General features: G+C 48.8%; 13 protein-coding genes and 1 pseudogene. 12 read left to right on the top strand and 2 right to left on the bottom strand.

All coding sequences use genetic code 11. From position 1 onward, the window contains the following. Positions 1–14: 14 nt before the first annotated feature. From BFO_RS09065 to eno, 8 genes are all read left to right on the top strand, one after another. Positions 15–4400, top strand: coding sequence for a cobaltochelatase subunit CobN (locus BFO_RS09065; RefSeq protein WP_014225391.1), 4386 nt, complete (start codon positions 15–17; stop codon positions 4398–4400). A gap of 1 nt (position 4401) precedes the next feature. Next, positions 4402–5106 (top strand): hypothetical protein, encoded by a 705-nt coding sequence (locus BFO_RS09060; RefSeq protein ID WP_014225390.1) that lies wholly within the window; start codon positions 4402–4404, stop codon positions 5104–5106. Further along, positions 5103–5705: a MotA/TolQ/ExbB proton channel family protein gene (locus BFO_RS09055; RefSeq protein WP_014225389.1), complete on the top strand. Its 603-nt coding sequence runs from the start codon at positions 5103–5105 to the stop codon at positions 5703–5705. Before BFO_RS09060 ends, BFO_RS09055 begins: the two co-directional genes overlap by 4 nt. Further along, on the top strand, positions 5702–6028 hold the full coding sequence (locus tag BFO_RS09050) for a DUF2149 domain-containing protein (protein WP_014225388.1): 327 nt from the start codon (positions 5702–5704) through the stop codon (positions 6026–6028). The genes BFO_RS09055 and BFO_RS09050 overlap by 4 nt, the downstream gene beginning before the upstream one ends. 124 nt (positions 6029–6152) lie before the next feature. After that, entirely contained in the window at positions 6153–6905 is a 753-nt protein-coding gene (locus BFO_RS09045; RefSeq protein WP_014225387.1) for a hypothetical protein, read from the top strand. Positions 6906–7101: 196 nt separating this feature from the next. After that, entirely contained in the window at positions 7102–7596 is a 495-nt protein-coding gene (gene fldA, locus BFO_RS09040; RefSeq protein ID WP_014225386.1) for a flavodoxin FldA, read from the top strand. Between the two features lie 11 nt (positions 7597–7607). After that, the gene (locus BFO_RS09035; protein WP_014225385.1) at positions 7608–7976 is read left to right on the top strand and encodes a DUF2023 family protein; all 369 of its coding nucleotides are present in this window, start codon (positions 7608–7610) and stop codon (positions 7974–7976) included. Positions 7977–8072: 96 nt separating this feature from the next. Continuing rightward, positions 8073–9353: a phosphopyruvate hydratase gene (eno, locus tag BFO_RS09030; RefSeq protein ID WP_014225384.1), complete on the top strand. Its 1281-nt coding sequence runs from the start codon at positions 8073–8075 to the stop codon at positions 9351–9353. Between the two features lie 153 nt (positions 9354–9506). Here the strand turns inward: eno and BFO_RS09025 are convergent. Both BFO_RS09025 and BFO_RS09020 read right to left on the bottom strand, forming a co-directional pair. Continuing rightward, positions 9507–10640: pseudogene (locus BFO_RS09025) on the bottom strand (aldo/keto reductase); the annotation flags it as partial. Positions 10641–10660: 20 nt separating this feature from the next. After that, entirely contained in the window at positions 10661–12226 is a 1566-nt protein-coding gene (locus BFO_RS09020; RefSeq protein ID WP_014225382.1) for a 4Fe-4S binding protein, read from the bottom strand. A 146-nt stretch (positions 12227–12372) separates the two neighbouring features. Between BFO_RS09020 and BFO_RS09015 the strand changes: the two genes are divergently transcribed. The 4 genes from BFO_RS09015 to BFO_RS09000 are packed head-to-tail and all read left to right on the top strand — an operon-like array spanning position 12373 to position 18329. Next, entirely contained in the window at positions 12373–14268 is a 1896-nt protein-coding gene (locus BFO_RS09015; protein WP_014225381.1) for an HAD hydrolase family protein, read from the top strand. Further along, the gene (locus BFO_RS09010; protein ID WP_014225380.1) at positions 14265–15386 is read left to right on the top strand and encodes a phosphoribosyltransferase-like protein; all 1122 of its coding nucleotides are present in this window, start codon (positions 14265–14267) and stop codon (positions 15384–15386) included. Before BFO_RS09015 ends, BFO_RS09010 begins: the two co-directional genes overlap by 4 nt. Before the next feature lie 4 nt (positions 15387–15390). Then, positions 15391–17226, top strand: a complete 1836-nt coding sequence (locus tag BFO_RS09005) for an ORC-CDC6 family AAA ATPase (protein ID WP_041590833.1) — start codon at positions 15391–15393, stop codon at positions 17224–17226. Continuing rightward, positions 17223–18329: a hypothetical protein gene (locus BFO_RS09000; protein WP_004584212.1), complete on the top strand. Its 1107-nt coding sequence runs from the start codon at positions 17223–17225 to the stop codon at positions 18327–18329. Before BFO_RS09005 ends, BFO_RS09000 begins: the two co-directional genes overlap by 4 nt. The last annotated feature ends 89 nt before the right edge of the window (positions 18330–18418 follow it).

Raw genomic sequence — 18418 nt, 5'->3', positions numbered from 1 at the left:
AAACAATATAACACATGAAACGTAAAATTTATTTATGGGGAGGGATCGTCGCTGTCATATTGGCAGCGGCGTTCTTTGTATATTCCAAGTGGATGTCTGCCACCAAAGTGGCTTTTGTCAATTATCAGATCATTACCTTGGGCGAGATTCACAAGGCCAATGACAATTCGTTTATTAAAATTGCAACGGTCGATACCGAAGAGCTGGATAAGCTCAAAGGTTACGACATGGTCTTTATCAATGCGATGGGGCTTCGTATCACCGAAGAACAGCGGGCGCAGATACAGAAGGCGGCAGACGAAGGGCTGCCTGTCTTGTCTACGGCAGTGACCAATCCGGCGAACAAAATCATCTCCATCGACTCGCTTCAGGCCGATACGCTGAAACAGTACCTGAGCAACGGCGGGCGTCACAATTACCGGAGCATGCTTAACTACGTGCGCAAATACATCGACGGCAAAAAGTTTTCGCTTCATGAGCCGGAAGCGGTCGTAGAACGCGCCAATGACATGCTCTACCATGCCGTTCCGGGAAAGCCGGACGAGGAGGAGCTCGGCTTCAATTCGATTGCCGAGTACCATGCGTTTCTCCAAAAGCACGGACTGCTCAAGGAAGGAGCGCCGCGTATCATCATCACCGGCCCGATGGGGCAGCCGGCCGACTTGATCCGCCGGCTGGAAGAAACGGGCAATGTGGTCTATCCGGTGCGCAATATGAAAAACCTTATCGGCAACCATCACATCGACTCGGTACAACCTTCGGCCGTCATCAATATGGCGCACGGACGGATGGGCGACTATATCGTCGACTATCTGGCACAACAGAACATTCCGCTGTTTGCTCCGCTCAATGCCAACCGGCTCGTGGAAAAATGGGAGGACGACAAAATGGGCATGAACGGCGGGTTCCTCTCTCAGAGCGTGGTTACCCCCGAGATTGACGGGGCGCTCCGTCCGTTCGTCGTTTTCGGGCATTACAAGGACGAGGAAGGGATGCATCATGCCTTTGCGATTCCCGAACGGCTCGAAACATTCGTGGAAACGATAAATAACTACTTCAGTCTGCAACGTAAGCCGAACAGCGAGAAGCGGGTGGTTATCGTGTATTACAAAGGTCCGGGACAAAATGCCCTGTCGGCCGGCGGAATGGAGGTAGGGCCTTCACTCTATAACCTGTTGGTACGCATGAAACGCGAAGGCTACAAGGTCGAAGGGCTTCCCGCCTCATCGAAAGAGCTGGAACGTATGATACAAGCGCACGGAGCTGTGTTCGGCACATACGCCGAAGGAGCGCTCGACGAGTTTATGAAAACCGGTCAGCCGGAACTGATCACGAAAGAAGATTATGAAAGCTGGGTGAAGAAAGTTATCCGCCCCGACAAGTATGCCGAGGTTGTCGCTGCATTCGGCGAGTTTCCCGGCTCGTATATGGCCACGGAAGACGGACGTTTGGGCATCGCGCGCCTGCAATTAGGCAATGTGGTGCTGATGCCGCAAAACGCAGCCGGTCGCGGCGACGATGACTTCAAGGTGGTGCACGGCACGGATGCCGCCCCGCCTCATACCTACATCGCTTCGTATCTCTGGATGCAGTTCGGATTCAAGGCCGACGCCCTGGTACATTTCGGGACACACGGCAGCCTGGAATTTACGCCGAGAAAACAGGTGGCATTGAGCAGCAACGACTGGCCCGACCGACTCGTGGGCGCCGTGCCGCACTTCTACATCTACACCATCGGCAATGTGGGAGAAGGCATGACAGCCAAACGTCGCTCATACGCCGGACTGCAATCGTACCTGACGCCGCCTTTTATGGAGAGCAGCGTACGAGGCATCTACCGCGAACTCATGGAGCGCATTAAGATTTATAACAATATGGAGGGAGCCTGCTCGTGTGGCGGAGAACACGACCACGCACCTGCGAAAAAAGACACCCGTAACGAGGCCGATCTGCGTCGTGCGTCGCTGGCCGTAAAAGCGGCCACGGTGAAGCTGGGCATTCATCGTGAATTGGGTCTGGACAGCGTCATGACTGTTCCCTATACCGAAGATGACATCCTCCGCATCGAGAATTTTGCCGAAGAGCTGGCAATGGAAAAGATAACGGGGCAACTCTATACGATGGGAGTACCTTACGAAGACATCCGCATCACCAGCAGTGTCTACGCGATGGCTACCGACCCGATTGCCTACAGCCTGCTCGCACTCGATAAACTGCGCGGACGCGCCGATGAGAAGACGGTCAAACATCGTGCACTGTTCACGCAGCATTACATGAATCCGGCTCGCGAACTCGTTACGCGCCTGCTGGCTAACCCCGCATTGGCATCGGACGAACTGATCTGTCGTACCGCAGGCGTCACTCCCGCCGAACTGGCCAAAGCGCGCGAGATAGAAGAGTCGCGCAAATCGCCCGGAGGGATGATGGAGATGATGATGAGCATGAAACGCGAGGCTCCGGCCGAAGCCAAAGTACATGCCGACGCTTCCGAAGAAAAAGGAAAGCCGACAACAGCTTCTAAAGGAAGCCATGGCCGGATGCCCGAAGGGATGAAAGAAACGGCCAAGGCACATGGAACAATGCCGCAGGCGATGAAAGAGAAGATGGCTGCCCAAGGAAAAGACAGCGCATCGGCTCACGGAAAAGCCATGCCGGCAGGCATGAGCGGTATGATGGGCGGCGGCATGCCGAAGAAAAAAGACTATACGAAGGAGGAAATTAACTTCGCCTTGGCTGTCATGGAGGTGGAACGAACCATTCGCAATGTGGGACATTACAAAGAAGCGCTACGGGAAAGCCCGGAGAAGGAACTGCATTCGATGATCAACGCCATGAATGGCGGATACACCCGTCCGTCGCCGGGAGGAGACCCGATCGTCAATCCGAACACGTTGCCCACCGGACGCAACCTCTACGGCATCAATGCCGAGGCTACGCCGAGCGAGGCCGCCTGGGAAAAAGGCATACAAATGGCAAATAACACGATTGAGCTGTACAGACGCCGTCATAACGACAGTATCCCTCGCAAGGTAAGCTACACGCTGTGGAGCGGCGAGTTTATCGAGACGGAGGGAGCGACGATTGCGCAGGTATTGTATATGTTAGGCGTAGAACCGTTACGCGACGCTTTCGGACGGGTGACGGACTTGAAGCTCATCCCGTCGGAAGAACTGGGACGGCCGCGTATCGACGTGGTGGTGCAGACGAGCGGTCAGCTGAGAGACCTCGCCGCTTCGCGTCTTTTCCTGATCAACCGCGCCGTAGAAATGGCGGCGGCAGCCAAGGACGAGAAGTTCGAGAATCAGGTGGCTGCCGGCGTGGTAGAAGCCGAGCGCACGCTGATCGAGAAGGGTCTTACGCCGAAAGATGCCCGTGAGATTTCGACCTTCCGGGTCTTCGGAGGAATGAATGGCGGCTATGGCACCGGCATTCAAGGCATGGTGATGAGCGGAGACCGCTGGGAGAGTGAAAAAGAAATCGCCGACACGTACCTGAACAATATGGGCGCATATTACGGCAGCGAGAAGAACTGGGAGGCATTCCGCCAATTCGCTTTCGAGGCGGCGCTAACCCGCACCGATGCCGTCATCCAGCCGCGCCAAAGCAATACGTGGGGAGCGTTGAGCCTCGATCATGTGTACGAATTTATGGGCGGACTGAATCTGGCTGTACGCAACGTCACCGGAAAAGACCCCGACGCTTACCTGAGCGACTATCGCAACCGTAACAACTTCCGCATGCAGGAGGTAAAAGAAGCTATCGGCGTAGAGAGCCGGACGACGATCTTCAACCCTGCCTACATCAAGGAAAAGATGAAAGGCGAGGCCGGCGGAGCAGGTGCGTTCGCGGAGATCGTACAGAACACCTACGGATGGAACGTGATGAAACCGGCAGCTATCGACAAGGAAATGTGGGACGAAATATATAATGTATATGTCAAGGATAAGTTCGAGCTGGGCGTTCAGAAATATTTCGAGACCCAAAACCCGGCGGCGCTCGAAGAAATCACGGCCGTCATGATGGAGACTATCCGCAAAGGGATGTGGCAGGCTACCGAGCAACAGATCGCCGACATTGCCAGGCTGCATACCGATCTGGTGAACAAATACAAACCGTCGTGCTCCGGCTTTGTCTGCGACAATGCCAAGTTGCGGCAGTTCATCGCCTCGAAGACCGACGCGCAGTCGGCTGAGCAATACACACAGCACATCAATCAGATACGTGAGGCCGCGGCTTCGGGCGACCGGAAGAGCATGGTGATGAAGAAGGAAGACGTTTCGTCCGGTGCGCAATCACAGACGAACGTGCTGAACAATGCGATTGTGGCTGCCGTTGTGGCGCTGGCCGTCATTGTGTTGATCTGGCTTGTGCGTCATCGCCGCAAAAAAATGCGGGAATAAGATGGAGACCGTCGTAGTCGTCCTGATGATACTCGTTTGCTTCAACTTCATGTTGAAGCAAACGTATCGTAAATGGGGGTCTGTGACCTTGATTGCCGTCGTCTGTGCCTTGTTTGTCGGGCTGATCTGGCCCTATGCCATCGAACAGTCGAAGACACAGATTGCCGACTGGCTGTCGAACCCGGCGCTGATGCTCGACACCTCCGTCGTGTTAAGTATCGAGGTGGTCCTTCAGATGGCTTTCTGCATGCTGGCCGCGCATGTAATGACCACCGGCCGCATACGCAAACGCACGCTGTGGAGCTACAAAGCGCTACGCTGGTTTCCGGGACTGCTCATCTTCCCGGTACTTTTCAGCGGATTAGTCGCACTGATCTTTTCGTTCCCGGGCGTTTCGTTCCCGCGCATTGCATGGAGCATGGCCGCAGGAGTGCTGGTATTGATTCCCGCTGGTACGTTTGTGCTGCAACGCCTGCTGCCCGAAAAAGAACTGAGGCTCGAACTGCTGTTTCTGGCCAACGCCCTGATCGCGGTGTTAGGCGTCATCACCACCGTCAACGGACGCACGGCCGTGACCGGAAATACCGTGATCGACTGGAGCGCACTGGCTGCTTTGACAGCACTGATACTGGTCGGACTCATTGCAGGCTTCTTCACCGCCCGTATCAAACTATATTATAAACTACGTAAAAACAAAGAAATATGACTTACATCTCCGATATTTTATACTGGATATCTACCGGGCTGCTTGTACCCGTCATCGTGTTGTTGATCCTGCTCTTCCTCCGCGCCTTGCTGCTGATCGGTGGCTTCTTCGGACAATACCTTGCCATTCGCAAGAACGAAGCGATCATCCGTCCCGAATTGGAAACATTAAGCAGTGACCGGCTCGACGATTTCGCGGAGCGATTGCCCAAAGGCAACGCTTCGCTCGTAACCGTCTACATGCGCCGCCTGCTGGCCCTCAAAGACAGTCCCGCGCACGTGCAACGTCTACTGGCCGATTTTGAAATCGCAGCCGACAAAGACCTGTCCGTCTCCAAAACCTTGGCCAAGTTAGGTCCGATGCTCGGACTGATGGGCACGCTCATCCCTATGGGACCCGCGCTCGTAGGACTGTCGACAGGCGATATCGCTTCGATGGCCTACAACATGCAGGTAGCTTTTGCCACGACGGTGGTCGGACTCTTCTCAAGCGCCATCGGGTTCATCACCCAACAGGTTAAACAGCGCTGGTATCTGCAGGACATGACGAATCTCGAATTTATCGCCGGACTGATTACCGAAAAACGGAACAAGGTATGAAACGGAATCTGCTCAAGAAAGAAGACGATAACGATCCGATGAGCGTAGTAGGCAATCTCTTCGACGTCGCAATGGTCTTTGCCGTAGCCCTGATGGTCGCGCTTGTGGCACGGTTTAATATGACTGAGATGTTCTCGAAAGAAGATTTTACGATGGTCAAGAACCCTGGCACGGAGAAGATGGAAATCATCACCAAAAAAGGCGAGAAAATCGAAAAATATACGCCTTCGGAAGATGACCCGTCCGACAAAAGTTCGCGAGGCAAACGTGTCGGCACGGCTTACCAGCTCGAAAGCGGCGAAATCATCTACGTCCCCGAATAAACCATTCGCATGAGCTATTCATACAGGCCTCATACAAAACGGTTTGAGGTTTGCACGGAATAATCCGGGAATTCAAAGAATATTCGATTATAGACAAATTATTACCCCCCCAAAAGCAAAATTTATGCTGAACAAAAAAAGAAGCATCCTTATCGTGCAATTATTATTTATATGTTTGCTTGTATACGGACAGGAAAAACGGACTTGGGCAATCGGGATACATTATCAGGGAATATCCGATAGTAAGAAAGAGCTACGGTATCCTGAAGGCATATCCGTCGATCATGAGACTCGGCGGGAGCGACTCGCTTTAGAAGCTCTCTACGGATTGACCGGACGATTCAAACTGAAGACATCCTTAGGAATATCTTTCTACAACAGTGACGCATCATTTGCAGCAGTAGGGGCAAAGAATAAAAGCGGAGCATCCATTAGCGAACCCTTATTGTCTATTGGACAAATGGCTTTATATGATATAATTCAATGGGATATTCTTCCATCAACACGGTTGAATATTGCTCCGTTTGTAGAACTCGAATATGGTATGTCCATACGCAGCCAAAATAAAACACTCGGATTTAATGATTTGCAATCGCAGGAAGCAAAGGATTTTTCAACTGCTTACGATGTGCCTGCCATATCGGCACAAACGAAGATGCCGCAAGGTATCTTATCACTGTCCGGAGGACTTTCAGCCGAATGTGTCTTGATAAAAAGAGTTGGGATATTTTACAATATGGGATATGGCCTGACATTGGCGGGACATTCTACAATAAATGCCGATATGTTATATCAAAATAAAATAACAAAAGTAGAAGAACTCAAATCGAGAGACCGGGGCATTATCCAAACCGTCGGGGCTCGTTTTTATTTCTAAGTTTAACTTTTTCAAAAACATGAAAGAGAGGGGATGTTGTTTCATCATCTTCTCTCTTTTTTTCTTAAGGAAGAACATTGAGAAAACATCCCAATTATTGGGGATAAAACGACCAAAAAAATCCATAGAATTGGGGATTGCGCCGTAATATCGGTGCTTCTAACTTTGCATCCGAAATTTAAATGATAAAAAAGACATGGGAAAAACAGCCATTATTTACGGTTCTACGACAGGTACGACCGAAAACATTGCAGGCCGCATAGCCGAGCAGATGAACATTGCAAGTGAAGATGTATACGAAGTAGCCAAGATCACCCCGGCCGATGTAGCGCAGTATGATATGCTGCTGTTAGGTTGCTCCACATGGGGCGCAGGCGATTTGCAGGACGATTGGTACAAGGGTTTGGAAATGCTCAAGCAAACCGATTTGACCGGTAAGAAGATCGCCTTTTTCGGCGCAGGAGACTCATCGTCCTATTCCGATACGTTCTGTGGCGCATTGGGCGTACTCTATGAAGGACTCAAATCGTCGGGGGCTACTTTCGTCGGACAAGTCGATCCTTCCGAATATACGTTCGACAGCTCCGAAGCCGTGATAGACGGACAGTTCATCGGTCTGCCGATCGACGAGGAGAACGAACCGAATAAAACAGACGACCGCATCAGCCGTTGGATAGCCTCTCTGAAATAAGACAGACCGCGATGGAACGAACGGAAGTGTTGCCGGGCGAGATCAAGGTCTTGCATAACCAGATCTACGAATATAAGAAAGGCGTGCGAAACCTCGTGCTCTTCACCATGAATGAGCGCTATCTGCCCCTTGCACGCGAACGGCTCGAACGACAAAACATTCCCTACCTCGTTCAACGCGCAGGGAAAAGCAACATCAATCTTTACTTCGGGCAGCCGGAATGTCTGGAGACGATCCGTACGTTCGTCGGGCGTCCCCTGAACCGGCTTACCCCCGAAGAAGATTTTATCCTCGGAACGCTTCTGGGATACAACCTCTGCGAGCAATGCAAACGCTTCTGCTCAAAGAAAAAAGACCTCTGTGAGGCCGAACGGGCATAAGGCAGGTCAGAGCGCAGAGACACGGCCGGCAAAGGTTGCGGAAGTGTATTTTTTGCCCTACCTTTGTCGGCCGTAAACAATTAATGTAAAAGTAACATGAGAATAGAACAGATTACAGCCCGCGAAATATTGGATTCGCGCGGAAATCCTACGGTAGAAGTAGACATCAGACTTGAGTCGGGTATTATCGGACGTGCCAGCGTGCCTTCCGGCGCATCGACCGGCGAACACGAAGCTCTTGAGTTGCGTGACGGCGACAAACAACGCTACAGCGGCAAAGGAACACTCAAAGCCGTTGATAATGTGAACAGCATCATCGCCCCGGCGCTTATCGGTATGTCTTCACTCGAACAGCGTGCTATCGACCGGAAAATGCTTGAACTCGACGGCACAAAAACGAAGTCAAAGCTCGGAGCCAACGCGATCCTCGGCGTGTCGCTCGCCGTAGCCAAAGCGGCAGCCAACTACCTTGACATGCCGCTCTACCGCTATATCGGCGGCACGAATACGTATGTGATGCCCGTCCCGATGATGAACATCATCAACGGTGGATCGCACAGTGATGCACCTATCGCCTTCCAGGAATTTATGATCCGCCCCGTCGGTGCGCCTTCCTTCCGCGAAGGTCTGCGTATGGGCGCCGAAGTGTTCCATGCCCTGAAAAAAGTATTACACGACCGCGGACTCAGTACGGCAGTAGGTGACGAAGGTGGATTTGCCCCCGCCCTCAACGGAACGGAAGACGCTCTCGACTCGATTATTCAGGCCATTAAAGCGGCCGGATACGAACCCGGAAAAGATGTCAAGATCGCCATGGACTGCGCCGCGTCGGAGTTCTACAAGAACGGCGTATATGACTACAGCCTCTTTGAAGGAAAAAACGGAAAAAAACGTACGGCCGACGAACAGATTGCTTATCTCGAAGAATTGATTAACAACTATCCGATCGACTCGATCGAAGACGGGATGAGCGAAAACGACTGGGACGGATGGAAGAAACTTACCGCACGCATCGGCAGCCGCTGTCAATTGGTAGGTGACGACCTCTTCGTGACAAACGTTGAGTTCCTCTCCAAAGGAATTGAGACGGCTTGCGGAAACTCGATCCTGGTGAAGGTGAACCAGATCGGTTCGCTGAGCGAAACGCTCGATACGATCGAAATGGCACACCGCCACGGATATACGACGGTTACAAGCCATCGTTCCGGCGAAACGGAAGATGCTACGATCGCTGATATCGCCGTTGCCACGAACAGCGGACAAATCAAAACCGGATCGCTGAGCCGCAGCGACCGCATGGCCAAATACAACCAGTTGCTTCGCATCGAAGAGGAATTGGGTGCACTGGCCGTTTACGGGTATAAAAAAGTGAAATAAATTTCTTTTACAAATAAATCATACTTTATGGAAAGAGCGCCTTTGTGAAAAGGCGCTCTTTTTACCATTTTCTTCTTACATCCATCACACAGAAAATGGCCTCCTGCCGCTCCGTTCGCCGGATACGATACTACGCATTGCGTCTCAGTTGTCCGGAATATCCAATCCGTAAGGGCACGGCATACAGCATTGGCACGCGTTGCACTGAATAAGCGGGTATTTAAGCATGGTCAGCGCCACTTCTTCCAGCATCGCGCGTTCCTCATCGTTCAATGTCCGGATCGGCGAATAGGTACGTATGTTTTCCTGCAAATGTTCCATATACGTCATACCGCTGAGAACGGTCAATACATTCGGTTCCGAGCCGGCGAAGCGAAACGCCCATGATGCCGTACTCGCTTCGGGGTCCATGGAGCACAACAGCTCCGTAGAGAGACCGTTGAGAGTGGCTAACCGTCCGCCCAGAAGGGGCTCCATGATGATGGACGGGATGTTGCGTTTCTTCAGCTCGCCGCAAAGGTATTCGGCATTCGTGTTCGACGGATTCACTTCTTTCGCGTGTTTCCAATCGACATAATTCAACTGAATCTGCACAAAATCCCATTTGTACTCATCGTGCCGCGACAGCAAATAATCGAACACTTCGATATCGCCGTGATACGAAAATCCCAGATTACGGATGTGTCCGGCTTCACGTTCTTTCAGCAGAAAATCAAGCATTCCGTTATCGAGGTAGCGACCTTTGAGCGCCTCCATTCCTCCCAGTCCGACGGCGTGCAGAAGGAGATAGTCGATATATTCTACCTGCAAATACTTGAACGAATGGTGATAAATTTCGAGCGATGCCTCACGGCTCCACGTATCCGGCGAGAAGTTCGAGAGTTTCGTGGCGATGAAATATTTGTCGCGTGCGTGACGGCTGAGAGCAATACCCATCGCTTGTTCCGACCTCCCTTTACAGTAAGCGGGCGACGTATCGAAATAATTCACGCCGTGTTCAATAGCATAGTCCGTCAAACGATTGACCATCTCCTGATCAATATCATTTTCCGACTCTCCTGCGTTCTCGCTGCTCAGAGTCGGCAGACGCATACATCCATATCCGAGAAGCGACACCTTGTCGCCGGTGTTGGGATTTGTACGGTACGTCATCCGGTCGGTCGGTACTTCGCCGACCGCTCTACGCGGTTGTTTTTGATTCGTACATCCGTAAAGCACCGCGGTCGAGGTAGCCGTTCCGCCAAGTACCTTGATAAAATCTCTTCGATTAATATGATTCTTTTTCATTTTGATTACTGTTTATATGATTAAACGGAACGATGTACTTCGTGACCGACTACGTAAATCGCGCTGAAGGGGCGCGAAGGACAAACATATTCGCACGCGCCGCAACCGATACATCGCTCGGTATCGACGGAAGGAAAGCGGAGTGAATCTTCGTCGTCCGGATCGGAAGCGATCATGGTGATTGCTCCGTTCGGACAATGACGCTCACAGTTCCCACACTTCACTCCTTTACGCTTCACGATACAATCTTCCATCACCCACACCGCATGTCCGATCTGTAACGAAGTCTTCACTTCCTGCGTGATGAGACGGATAGCGCCTGTGGGACATACCTCGGAGCATTTCGTACACTCCGGCCGACAGTAGCCGCGGTCATATTCCGTTTCGGGTTGCATAAGTGTCATCCAATGATCGGAAGGACGAAGCACGTGGTTCGGGCAGGCCGAAACACAAAGTTGGCATGCAGTACACTGCCGTGCAAAATGACGTGCGCTGATTGCTCCCGGAGGAGTAAGTTTTGTCACACGATCGGGAAGAACCTTGTCTTTTATCTTCGCAAGACCACCGTCTACCTTCTTGTCTTGCGCCTTCACCGCCGAAGCGAGTACGACAGAAGCCGTAGCCGTAAAAAAATGACGACGTGAATGTACGGTACGCCCTGAACTGCTCTGTCTCGATAGTGACGACGAAGCAGCTTCCACGTAGACCACCCGATGATCCGCCGATACAAGCTCCTGCTTCTTACGCGCCGGAACGAAAGAGATCGCTTTTCTACGGCATCCGTCCATACAGTTCATACACGCTACGCATCGACTGTAATCGATCGTATGTGTTTTCGAATCGATACACGATGCTTTACAATTACGTTCGCACAAACCGCACTGGTTACATTGGTCCGCATCAATCCGTATCTTGAACAGCGAATAGTTCGATACGAAGCCCAGCACCGTGCCGACAGGACAAATCGTATTGCAATACGTCCGCCCGTTACGCCATGCGAGAACAGCCAACACAACCAACGTCACAAGCGGAACAACCAATATCATAACCCCTTTATAGCCTATCACATCAACGGAATAGAAGGCATAACTATCTATCCGTTCGGCAAAATGGGCCAGCAGGTTATTGCCCACTCGGTAAACGGGAGCAAACAACCCGTTTGCGATACGTCCGTAAGCGCTGTAAGGTGAGAGCAACGAAACGAAGGCCCTCGCAACCCCCGCACCGACAACGAATGAACTGACGGAAAAAGCTCCGACAAAAATCGCCAGCACCGTGTAACGCAACCATGAGAGTGCCGGTGAATAACGGAATCGGCGTTTGTTGAATCGTCCGGAGATTCGTGAAATCACGTCTTGAAAGATGCCAAAGGGACAGATAATCGAACAATAGACACGTCCGAAAAGGAATGTCAACACAAGCAGCGCAAGAATCACGCCGATGTTTAACGCGAGCACAGCCGGCCAGAATTGAATTTTTGCCAGCCAACCAAATGCATAACGGGCTGTTCCCGTAAAGTCAAGAAAGAGTAACGTTACCAAAACGATACAGACGAAGGCAAGCGCGACTCTGGTTTTTCGTAGCATAGCCTAATGATTTGAATGTTCGTACAAATAAATTTCCATTACAAATGGTAAAAAATAAACAGTCGAATCATTTCTTTTTTCTATAAAAAGAGTATCTTTGCAAATCAAATTAATGCAACTTTTTTAAGTGGACTCAAAGTTTAATTATGGGAAAGCCATTTAAGGTAGAGTTGAAAAAGCTTTCGGAGACCATTCGATGGGCTGAGCAGCAGGATGTGACGCGTCTTGCATGGTTCCTGTTTGCAGAGAACAAGCACATACCTCTGGTGTGCATTGGCTCTGGTGGTTCGTTCAGTGCTTGCCATTATGCAGTCCAGCTCTATCAGCATTGCAATGGTGTGCTGGCACAGGCGATGACCCCGCTTCAGTTGATGTATGCAGGGCATAATATAATCCGTAGCAGCAAACTGCTTTGTCTTAGTGCCAGTGGTAAGAATAAAGATGTATTGAATGCTGTCAAGTATGGTGTAAAGTATAACGAGACAGGCATGATGAGTCTGACCCTCCGCAAGAAAAATCCTACCGAGGAACTGCTGGAACAGTACCCCAAGGTGCTTCGGTGGTGTGAGGACATTCCCAGCGAGAAAGACGGATTTCTAGCTACAAACTCGTTAATTGCAACTTTTATGCTGCTGAATAAAGCTACGGGTTCCAAGTTTCAAGATTCAAGATTCAAGTTGAGCGACCTGCAACCTGCAACCTGCAACTTGAAACTAGATTCCATCCAGAACTTCATCGTTTTGTTTGGCGCTTTAGGAGAACCAGTGGCATGGGATATAGAGTCAAAGTTGACGGAGGCCGCATTGGGTTCTGCCTTGTTGAGTGACTACCGTAATTTTGGTCATGGCCGTCATCACTGGTTTGCCAAGAAAGGAGAGAACTCTTGCATCATAGCACTAGTGACTCCCGTTGAGCGGGAACTAGCCTACAAGACCATTGGTTGCCTGCCCAAGGATGTGCCTGTAATCTATTTAGAAACAGAACTGGAAACACCTGCTGCGTCCATTGACCTGCTGATAAAGGCGTTCCACTTTGTGAATGAACTGGGCATAGCACGAGGCATAGATCCCGGCCGGCCTGGTGTACCTTCTTACGGCCGTACCCTGTATAACCTGGATTACTTCAAGCTGACCAACCGCATATTGCCCTCTGAGAAGGCACTGGATGTGGCCGTACTTCGCAAGTTAGGTGTTGCAGGTATGGAGAACAAACCATTGCGGGAATACTACAGCGAGGCTTGTAAACGATTTGTGAAGCAGTTGAATAAAGGTAAGTTTACAACCGTGGCTTTTGACTACGACGGTACACTGTCTGCCTCAGACCATACGAGCCGTCACACGAAAGGTTTGTGTGATGAAATCAAGAATGCGCTTTTGCCTCTGTTGGAAAACGGTGTACAGATATTGGTGGCTACAGGTCGTGGCAAGTCGGTGGGCGAGTCGTTCCAAGAATCCATTGCCCAGAAATACTGGCCGCAAATCAAGGTGGGCTACTATAATGGTGCTTGCCTGTTGGTTTTAGGTGAAGAGGCTAAACTGGAAGCGTGGAAGGAGCAGCCTTTTGACAGTGAACTGAAAGCACTGGAGGAGGAACTGAAAGTAAGACTCCCCAAGGGCTGTGTGGACTACAAATGTGAAGAGCGCAGTTTGCAACTGTCCATTGAAGGAGAAATGACCCAAACGGAATCACAACTGGTTTATGAGACCTGCTGTGAAATCATCTGGGACAAACAGATGAAGGGTATCCGTGTTTGGTGCAGCAGTCACAGTATGGATATCGTAGTGTACCGCAAGGTAAGCAAGCTGCAGGTGATTGAAGACCCTGAGAACACCTTGTGCATTGGGGATTATGGTACGGTGGAAGGTAACGACTATGAGATGCTGACCTGCAAATATTCTCTCAGTGTTGACAGAGTATCGAAGAATGCAGAGAGTTGCTGGAACATAGTACCATCAGGTGTGAAGGGACTTGATGCAACCCTCTATTATATGAGTCGCATGAAGGCAAACGATGGAAAGATAACGTGTAAGTTTCGCGTATGAACAGTAATTTAGCAAACCAGCTTCTTGCCAGCATAATGAAGTGGGATGCCCCAACATTGGCATCTGAACGTGCTGCCCTTGAATTCATGGGTAGCATGAAGTATGATGCATATGACCGTTATATGCCGGGAATGCGCTTCATGAGTAGTCTGGTACAATGGCTGAATGATATAAAGGAGGAAGACCGTGATAAGGCTTATAAGTTCATTAAAGAGAAGCTGGTCTTCATTTCCTCAATGCAGATGAACTATCTGGTGGATTTGTTGTATGATTCAAAAATACGACCCATTCTGCTGGATATGGCTACTGTAGAAACGGATATGCCATCATATAAGCGTTCAAGTAAAGTAGTACGTACACGTTTTGAGATTGAGAAGCGTTCAGCTTTGGTCATTGGTCTCAGTGACGGTGCCCATACAGATATTTTACGTCGTAGCGCAGGGTTCAATAATGAGCAAGTCTTGACCAACTATTATCCTGACGGGAAGAAACTGGAAGATATGCTGGATGAATTGCGTAAAGACGAAAAGCTGAAAGTAATAGAGAATCCCTTCTTCCGTAGGATTTTCCTAATTGATGATTTTACCGCCAGTGGAAAAAGTTTCATCCGCTTTGATGAGAGCGATAGAAAATATCATGGTAAGTTGAAGAGAATCATCGATGAGCTATGTATTAAAAAAGGGCAGGAAATTGAGCATCTGAGCTATCTGCTGAACCCGGAGCAAAAGATACAGATAGACATTTTGTTCTGTATAGCTACTGAAAAGGCTAGAAAAAATATAAAGGACAGCCTTGGCAATTATTTGAAATCTGTCAAGTTGCAGGACAAGGTGGAATTCAACATCCATATTGTGCAGATTCTTGAAGACAAACTGTCGATCGACATCAAGACGGACGAAGACTTGGTCAAGCTGCTGAAGAAAGATAAGCACTTTGTGAAAGAGTGTGTTATATCCAAAAGCTACAAAGTTGGCAAAAATGATAACCCCTGGTTGGGCTTTGATGAATGCGCCTTGCCTGTTGTTCTTGCTCACAATACGCCAAACAACTCACTGCCTATTATTTGGCAGGACGCTGAACGATTTCATGGATTGTTCCCCCGTATTAGCCGTCATTGACCGTATGAATATTTATAAGAACCCATTTGCCATACGCGCCTCTGAGAGAATTGAAACTGATGAGATGTTCTTGGAGTTATTCTCGTCGGAGCCATTGACTCATCTGGAAGAAAAGCATGAGCAGGGAAAGCTATGGAACAATGTGACTACCATTCTTAGTTCGCCTGGTGCGGGAAAGACCACCTTGTTGCGTCTGTTTTCTTCTACAATCCTTCAACGCATCACTGAGCGCAATACTGCTTACAAGAAGCTGAAAAAACTGGATGTAATAGATAGTGATCATATCAAGAAATGTGGTGTCTATCTACAGTTGGGTCGTGACTATGAATTTCTGGAAGATGATGTTCTGTTCAATGAAATTGAGCAGAAGAGGATATTTCTGTCCCTCCTCAATGCAAGGATTGTGCTGGCCACGTTGAAGAGTCTGATGTCTTTGGCTGGTATCAAATACACCCAATTAAATGAAATAACTTATACGCCAGAGGAGATTATACCCGAGTTTGGAGATTTCAAGGCAGAGTACACTGGAAAGGAACTGCTGGATTGGGCCGCAGAACAGGAACGTAAGATATGTGAGTTCCTTGACAGTTTTGTGATGCCCACCGAGGGTATTCAAGGCAGCAGTAAGCTATTTGCCCTGCAAGCTATGAAAGCTTCTTGGTTTACCCATAAAGGGGAGAAACTTTGTGAGGATTTTATCTTCCAGATAGATGATGGTCATAAACTCACAAAGAAGCAAAAGAAAATTATTCGTGATGAAACTGTTGAGGTGCGCCTCCCTGTTACACTTTGGATAGCAGAACGTTTAGAGACTCTCTCAACGAGTGATATATTAAGTGATAAGAACATTAAGGACAGAGATGATCAGACCATACATCTGGAGAGTACTAAAAAAGGCATATTCAATCCAATGGTTAAGAATATTGCAACTTTGCGTAGCGCTTTCTCTGCGGATGGAATCATCCTTGCCAGTGCGCTTGCCAGTGACACAACAATTAATTACAAGGCGTTGTATAATGATGCAAGCAAGAGGTATCTGGCTCAATTGACAGAACTGCATAACTATGACAACTACACCGAGTGTGTTGCTGCCATAGAGGCTCAAGACCCGTATGAGCGAGTGCTTAATATAAGAGCCTTGCTGATGCATGCTGCCCGTCAAGGTGCCAATGGGACGATGAACCTGTTTGGATATACAGCTCAGGATTTGGAATGGATGCTAAATCCGTTGATGCCATTGGTGAAAGAGGTAATCCCCGGTGAAATAAAGAAGTTGCCACAGTATTACGGCTTCTCTACACTTATGGATCTGGCCAGCCAAAATGTTGAACAATTCTTGGATTTGTCTGCCAAGATGTATGAACTGTTGGTGGCCAAGAAAATTTCAGACCCCTCACACTATGTATTAACCGCAGAGGAACAAGACAAAATTGTAAGAGATTTTGCACTTGCTCGTTTGGAGGACATCAAGCGACTGCCACGAGGTAACAGAATCTACGGTTTCCTGATGCATTTGATAGATTTCTGCTATGGTCTGACCTATACTCCTACGTATTCATATCGTTCTGTTACTGGCTTTGCCGTGAAAGAAGAGAATTCAGGCAAATGGGGAAAGGATGGTTTTTGGTTCCAAGATCCTGACAATGAAGAGTTGGCAACGATTCTGAAAGATTGTCTCGCATATAATTTCTTGATGAAACAGGGTGTAATCCAAGGCAAAAAAGACCAGAAATGGACAATATTCTATCTAAACAGCTGGCTTTGTGCATACGCACATCTGCCGCTTGAACGTGGAGGATGGCGTCCATTAACACTTCATAAACTAAATTCTTGGCTATGAAAAAACGTTGGGAGTCATACGTGATGTATCACCAGAATGAGAAACTGGTGGAGTTCTGGAAAGAGTACTATAAGGACAAGTCCGGGGCGAAAGTCCTTTTCTTGTTGGGTAAGGGCTTTGACCCAAGAATGAATAATATCCTGAAACTGTTCCTTGAAATTAACCCTGAGCAGGTATTGGATTGTGTTGCCTTCGATTTCCCCAATGAGAAAGACCCTGCAGAAAATAAGAAGTTGTACGAAATCAATTCGCAACAACTTGCAGAGTTGAAAGACCAATACGACTTTGATTATGAGGAGTTGCAAATAGACGGTAGTTTGCTTTGGGACAAGCGTATAGCTCAGATGAGTCGCCAAGTAATAGGCAAAGATTTGAACGCGTATAATGACGTGATAATGGATGTCAGCTCATTGCCCAGGGCTTTCTATTTCAATATAGGTAAGGCCTTGTTCAACAAGCTTGACAAAGACCAGTCTAAGAACCTGTTTTTTGCAGTATCTGAAAACGTAACGATTGATGAACGTATAAAGAAAACACCGATAATTGACAATATTGAGCCGTTGGTGGGTTTCCGTTCCCTGTCGAGCCGTGAGTCAAATTTGGACAGGATTAATATCCTGATTAGCTTGATGGGCGACCAGAATATTGACATTCTGAGGAGCATCTATAATCACTTCCAGCCCTCTGATATGTTCCCTGTGTTGCCTTTCCCATCGAAAGACCCACGGCATTCTGACTATCTGATGCTGAAATACCACGAGTTCTTTACTGAGAAGCAGTTTACCGAGCCACAGAATATCACTTACGCTGATGAGCAGAATCCGTTTGAACTGTATCGTATTGTTTCAAATATGATTCAAGGGCATCAGGCAACCTTCAAGCCTATCAGTGATCATGTGTGTTTTGGTATTGCGTTGCTGACAAGTAAATTGTTGTCACTTGGTGCTTTGCTTGTGGGATTGGAGTATAACAACTGTGTCACAATATACAACGTGAGTTCAGCAAACTATGAGATAGAAGATGCAACCGTTTTTAAGCAGATTAATGAGGTTAGTGAGCCTTTCTTGCTTTGGATTACAGGAGAAGCTTACAATGAAAATTGACGTTGGTCAATAAAATAACTCAACAACACAATAATAGAACATTTTTTCGTTATCTATTTGCGTAGTTAGACAAAAAATATCTATTTTTG

The organism is Tannerella forsythia 92A2, assembly GCF_000238215.1.
Lineage (GTDB): Bacteria > Bacteroidota > Bacteroidia > Bacteroidales > Tannerellaceae > Tannerella > Tannerella forsythia.
The sequence above is the reverse complement of the archived record's forward strand: the minus strand, read 5'-3'. Positions and strand labels throughout refer to the sequence as shown.

Coding starts and splice junctions, on each gene's coding strand:
- BFO_RS09005 (WP_041590833.1), top strand. CDS start 15,391: ATGAATATTTATAAGAACCCATTTGCCATACGCGCCTCTGAGAGAATT.
- eno (WP_014225384.1), top strand. CDS start 8,073: ATGAGAATAGAACAGATTACAGCCCGCGAAATATTGGATTCGCGCGGA.
- fldA (WP_014225386.1), top strand. CDS start 7,102: ATGGGAAAAACAGCCATTATTTACGGTTCTACGACAGGTACGACCGAA.
- BFO_RS09000 (WP_004584212.1), top strand. CDS start 17,223: ATGAAAAAACGTTGGGAGTCATACGTGATGTATCACCAGAATGAGAAA.
- BFO_RS09020 (WP_014225382.1), bottom strand. CDS start 12,226: ATGCTACGAAAAACCAGAGTCGCGCTTGCCTTCGTCTGTATCGTTTTG.
- BFO_RS09065 (WP_014225391.1), top strand. CDS start 15: ATGAAACGTAAAATTTATTTATGGGGAGGGATCGTCGCTGTCATATTG.
- BFO_RS09010 (WP_014225380.1), top strand. CDS start 14,265: ATGAACAGTAATTTAGCAAACCAGCTTCTTGCCAGCATAATGAAGTGG.
- BFO_RS09055 (WP_014225389.1), top strand. CDS start 5,103: ATGACTTACATCTCCGATATTTTATACTGGATATCTACCGGGCTGCTT.
- BFO_RS09015 (WP_014225381.1), top strand. CDS start 12,373: ATGGGAAAGCCATTTAAGGTAGAGTTGAAAAAGCTTTCGGAGACCATT.
- BFO_RS09050 (WP_014225388.1), top strand. CDS start 5,702: ATGAAACGGAATCTGCTCAAGAAAGAAGACGATAACGATCCGATGAGC.
- BFO_RS09035 (WP_014225385.1), top strand. CDS start 7,608: ATGGAACGAACGGAAGTGTTGCCGGGCGAGATCAAGGTCTTGCATAAC.
- BFO_RS09045 (WP_014225387.1), top strand. CDS start 6,153: ATGCTGAACAAAAAAAGAAGCATCCTTATCGTGCAATTATTATTTATA.
- BFO_RS09060 (WP_014225390.1), top strand. CDS start 4,402: ATGGAGACCGTCGTAGTCGTCCTGATGATACTCGTTTGCTTCAACTTC.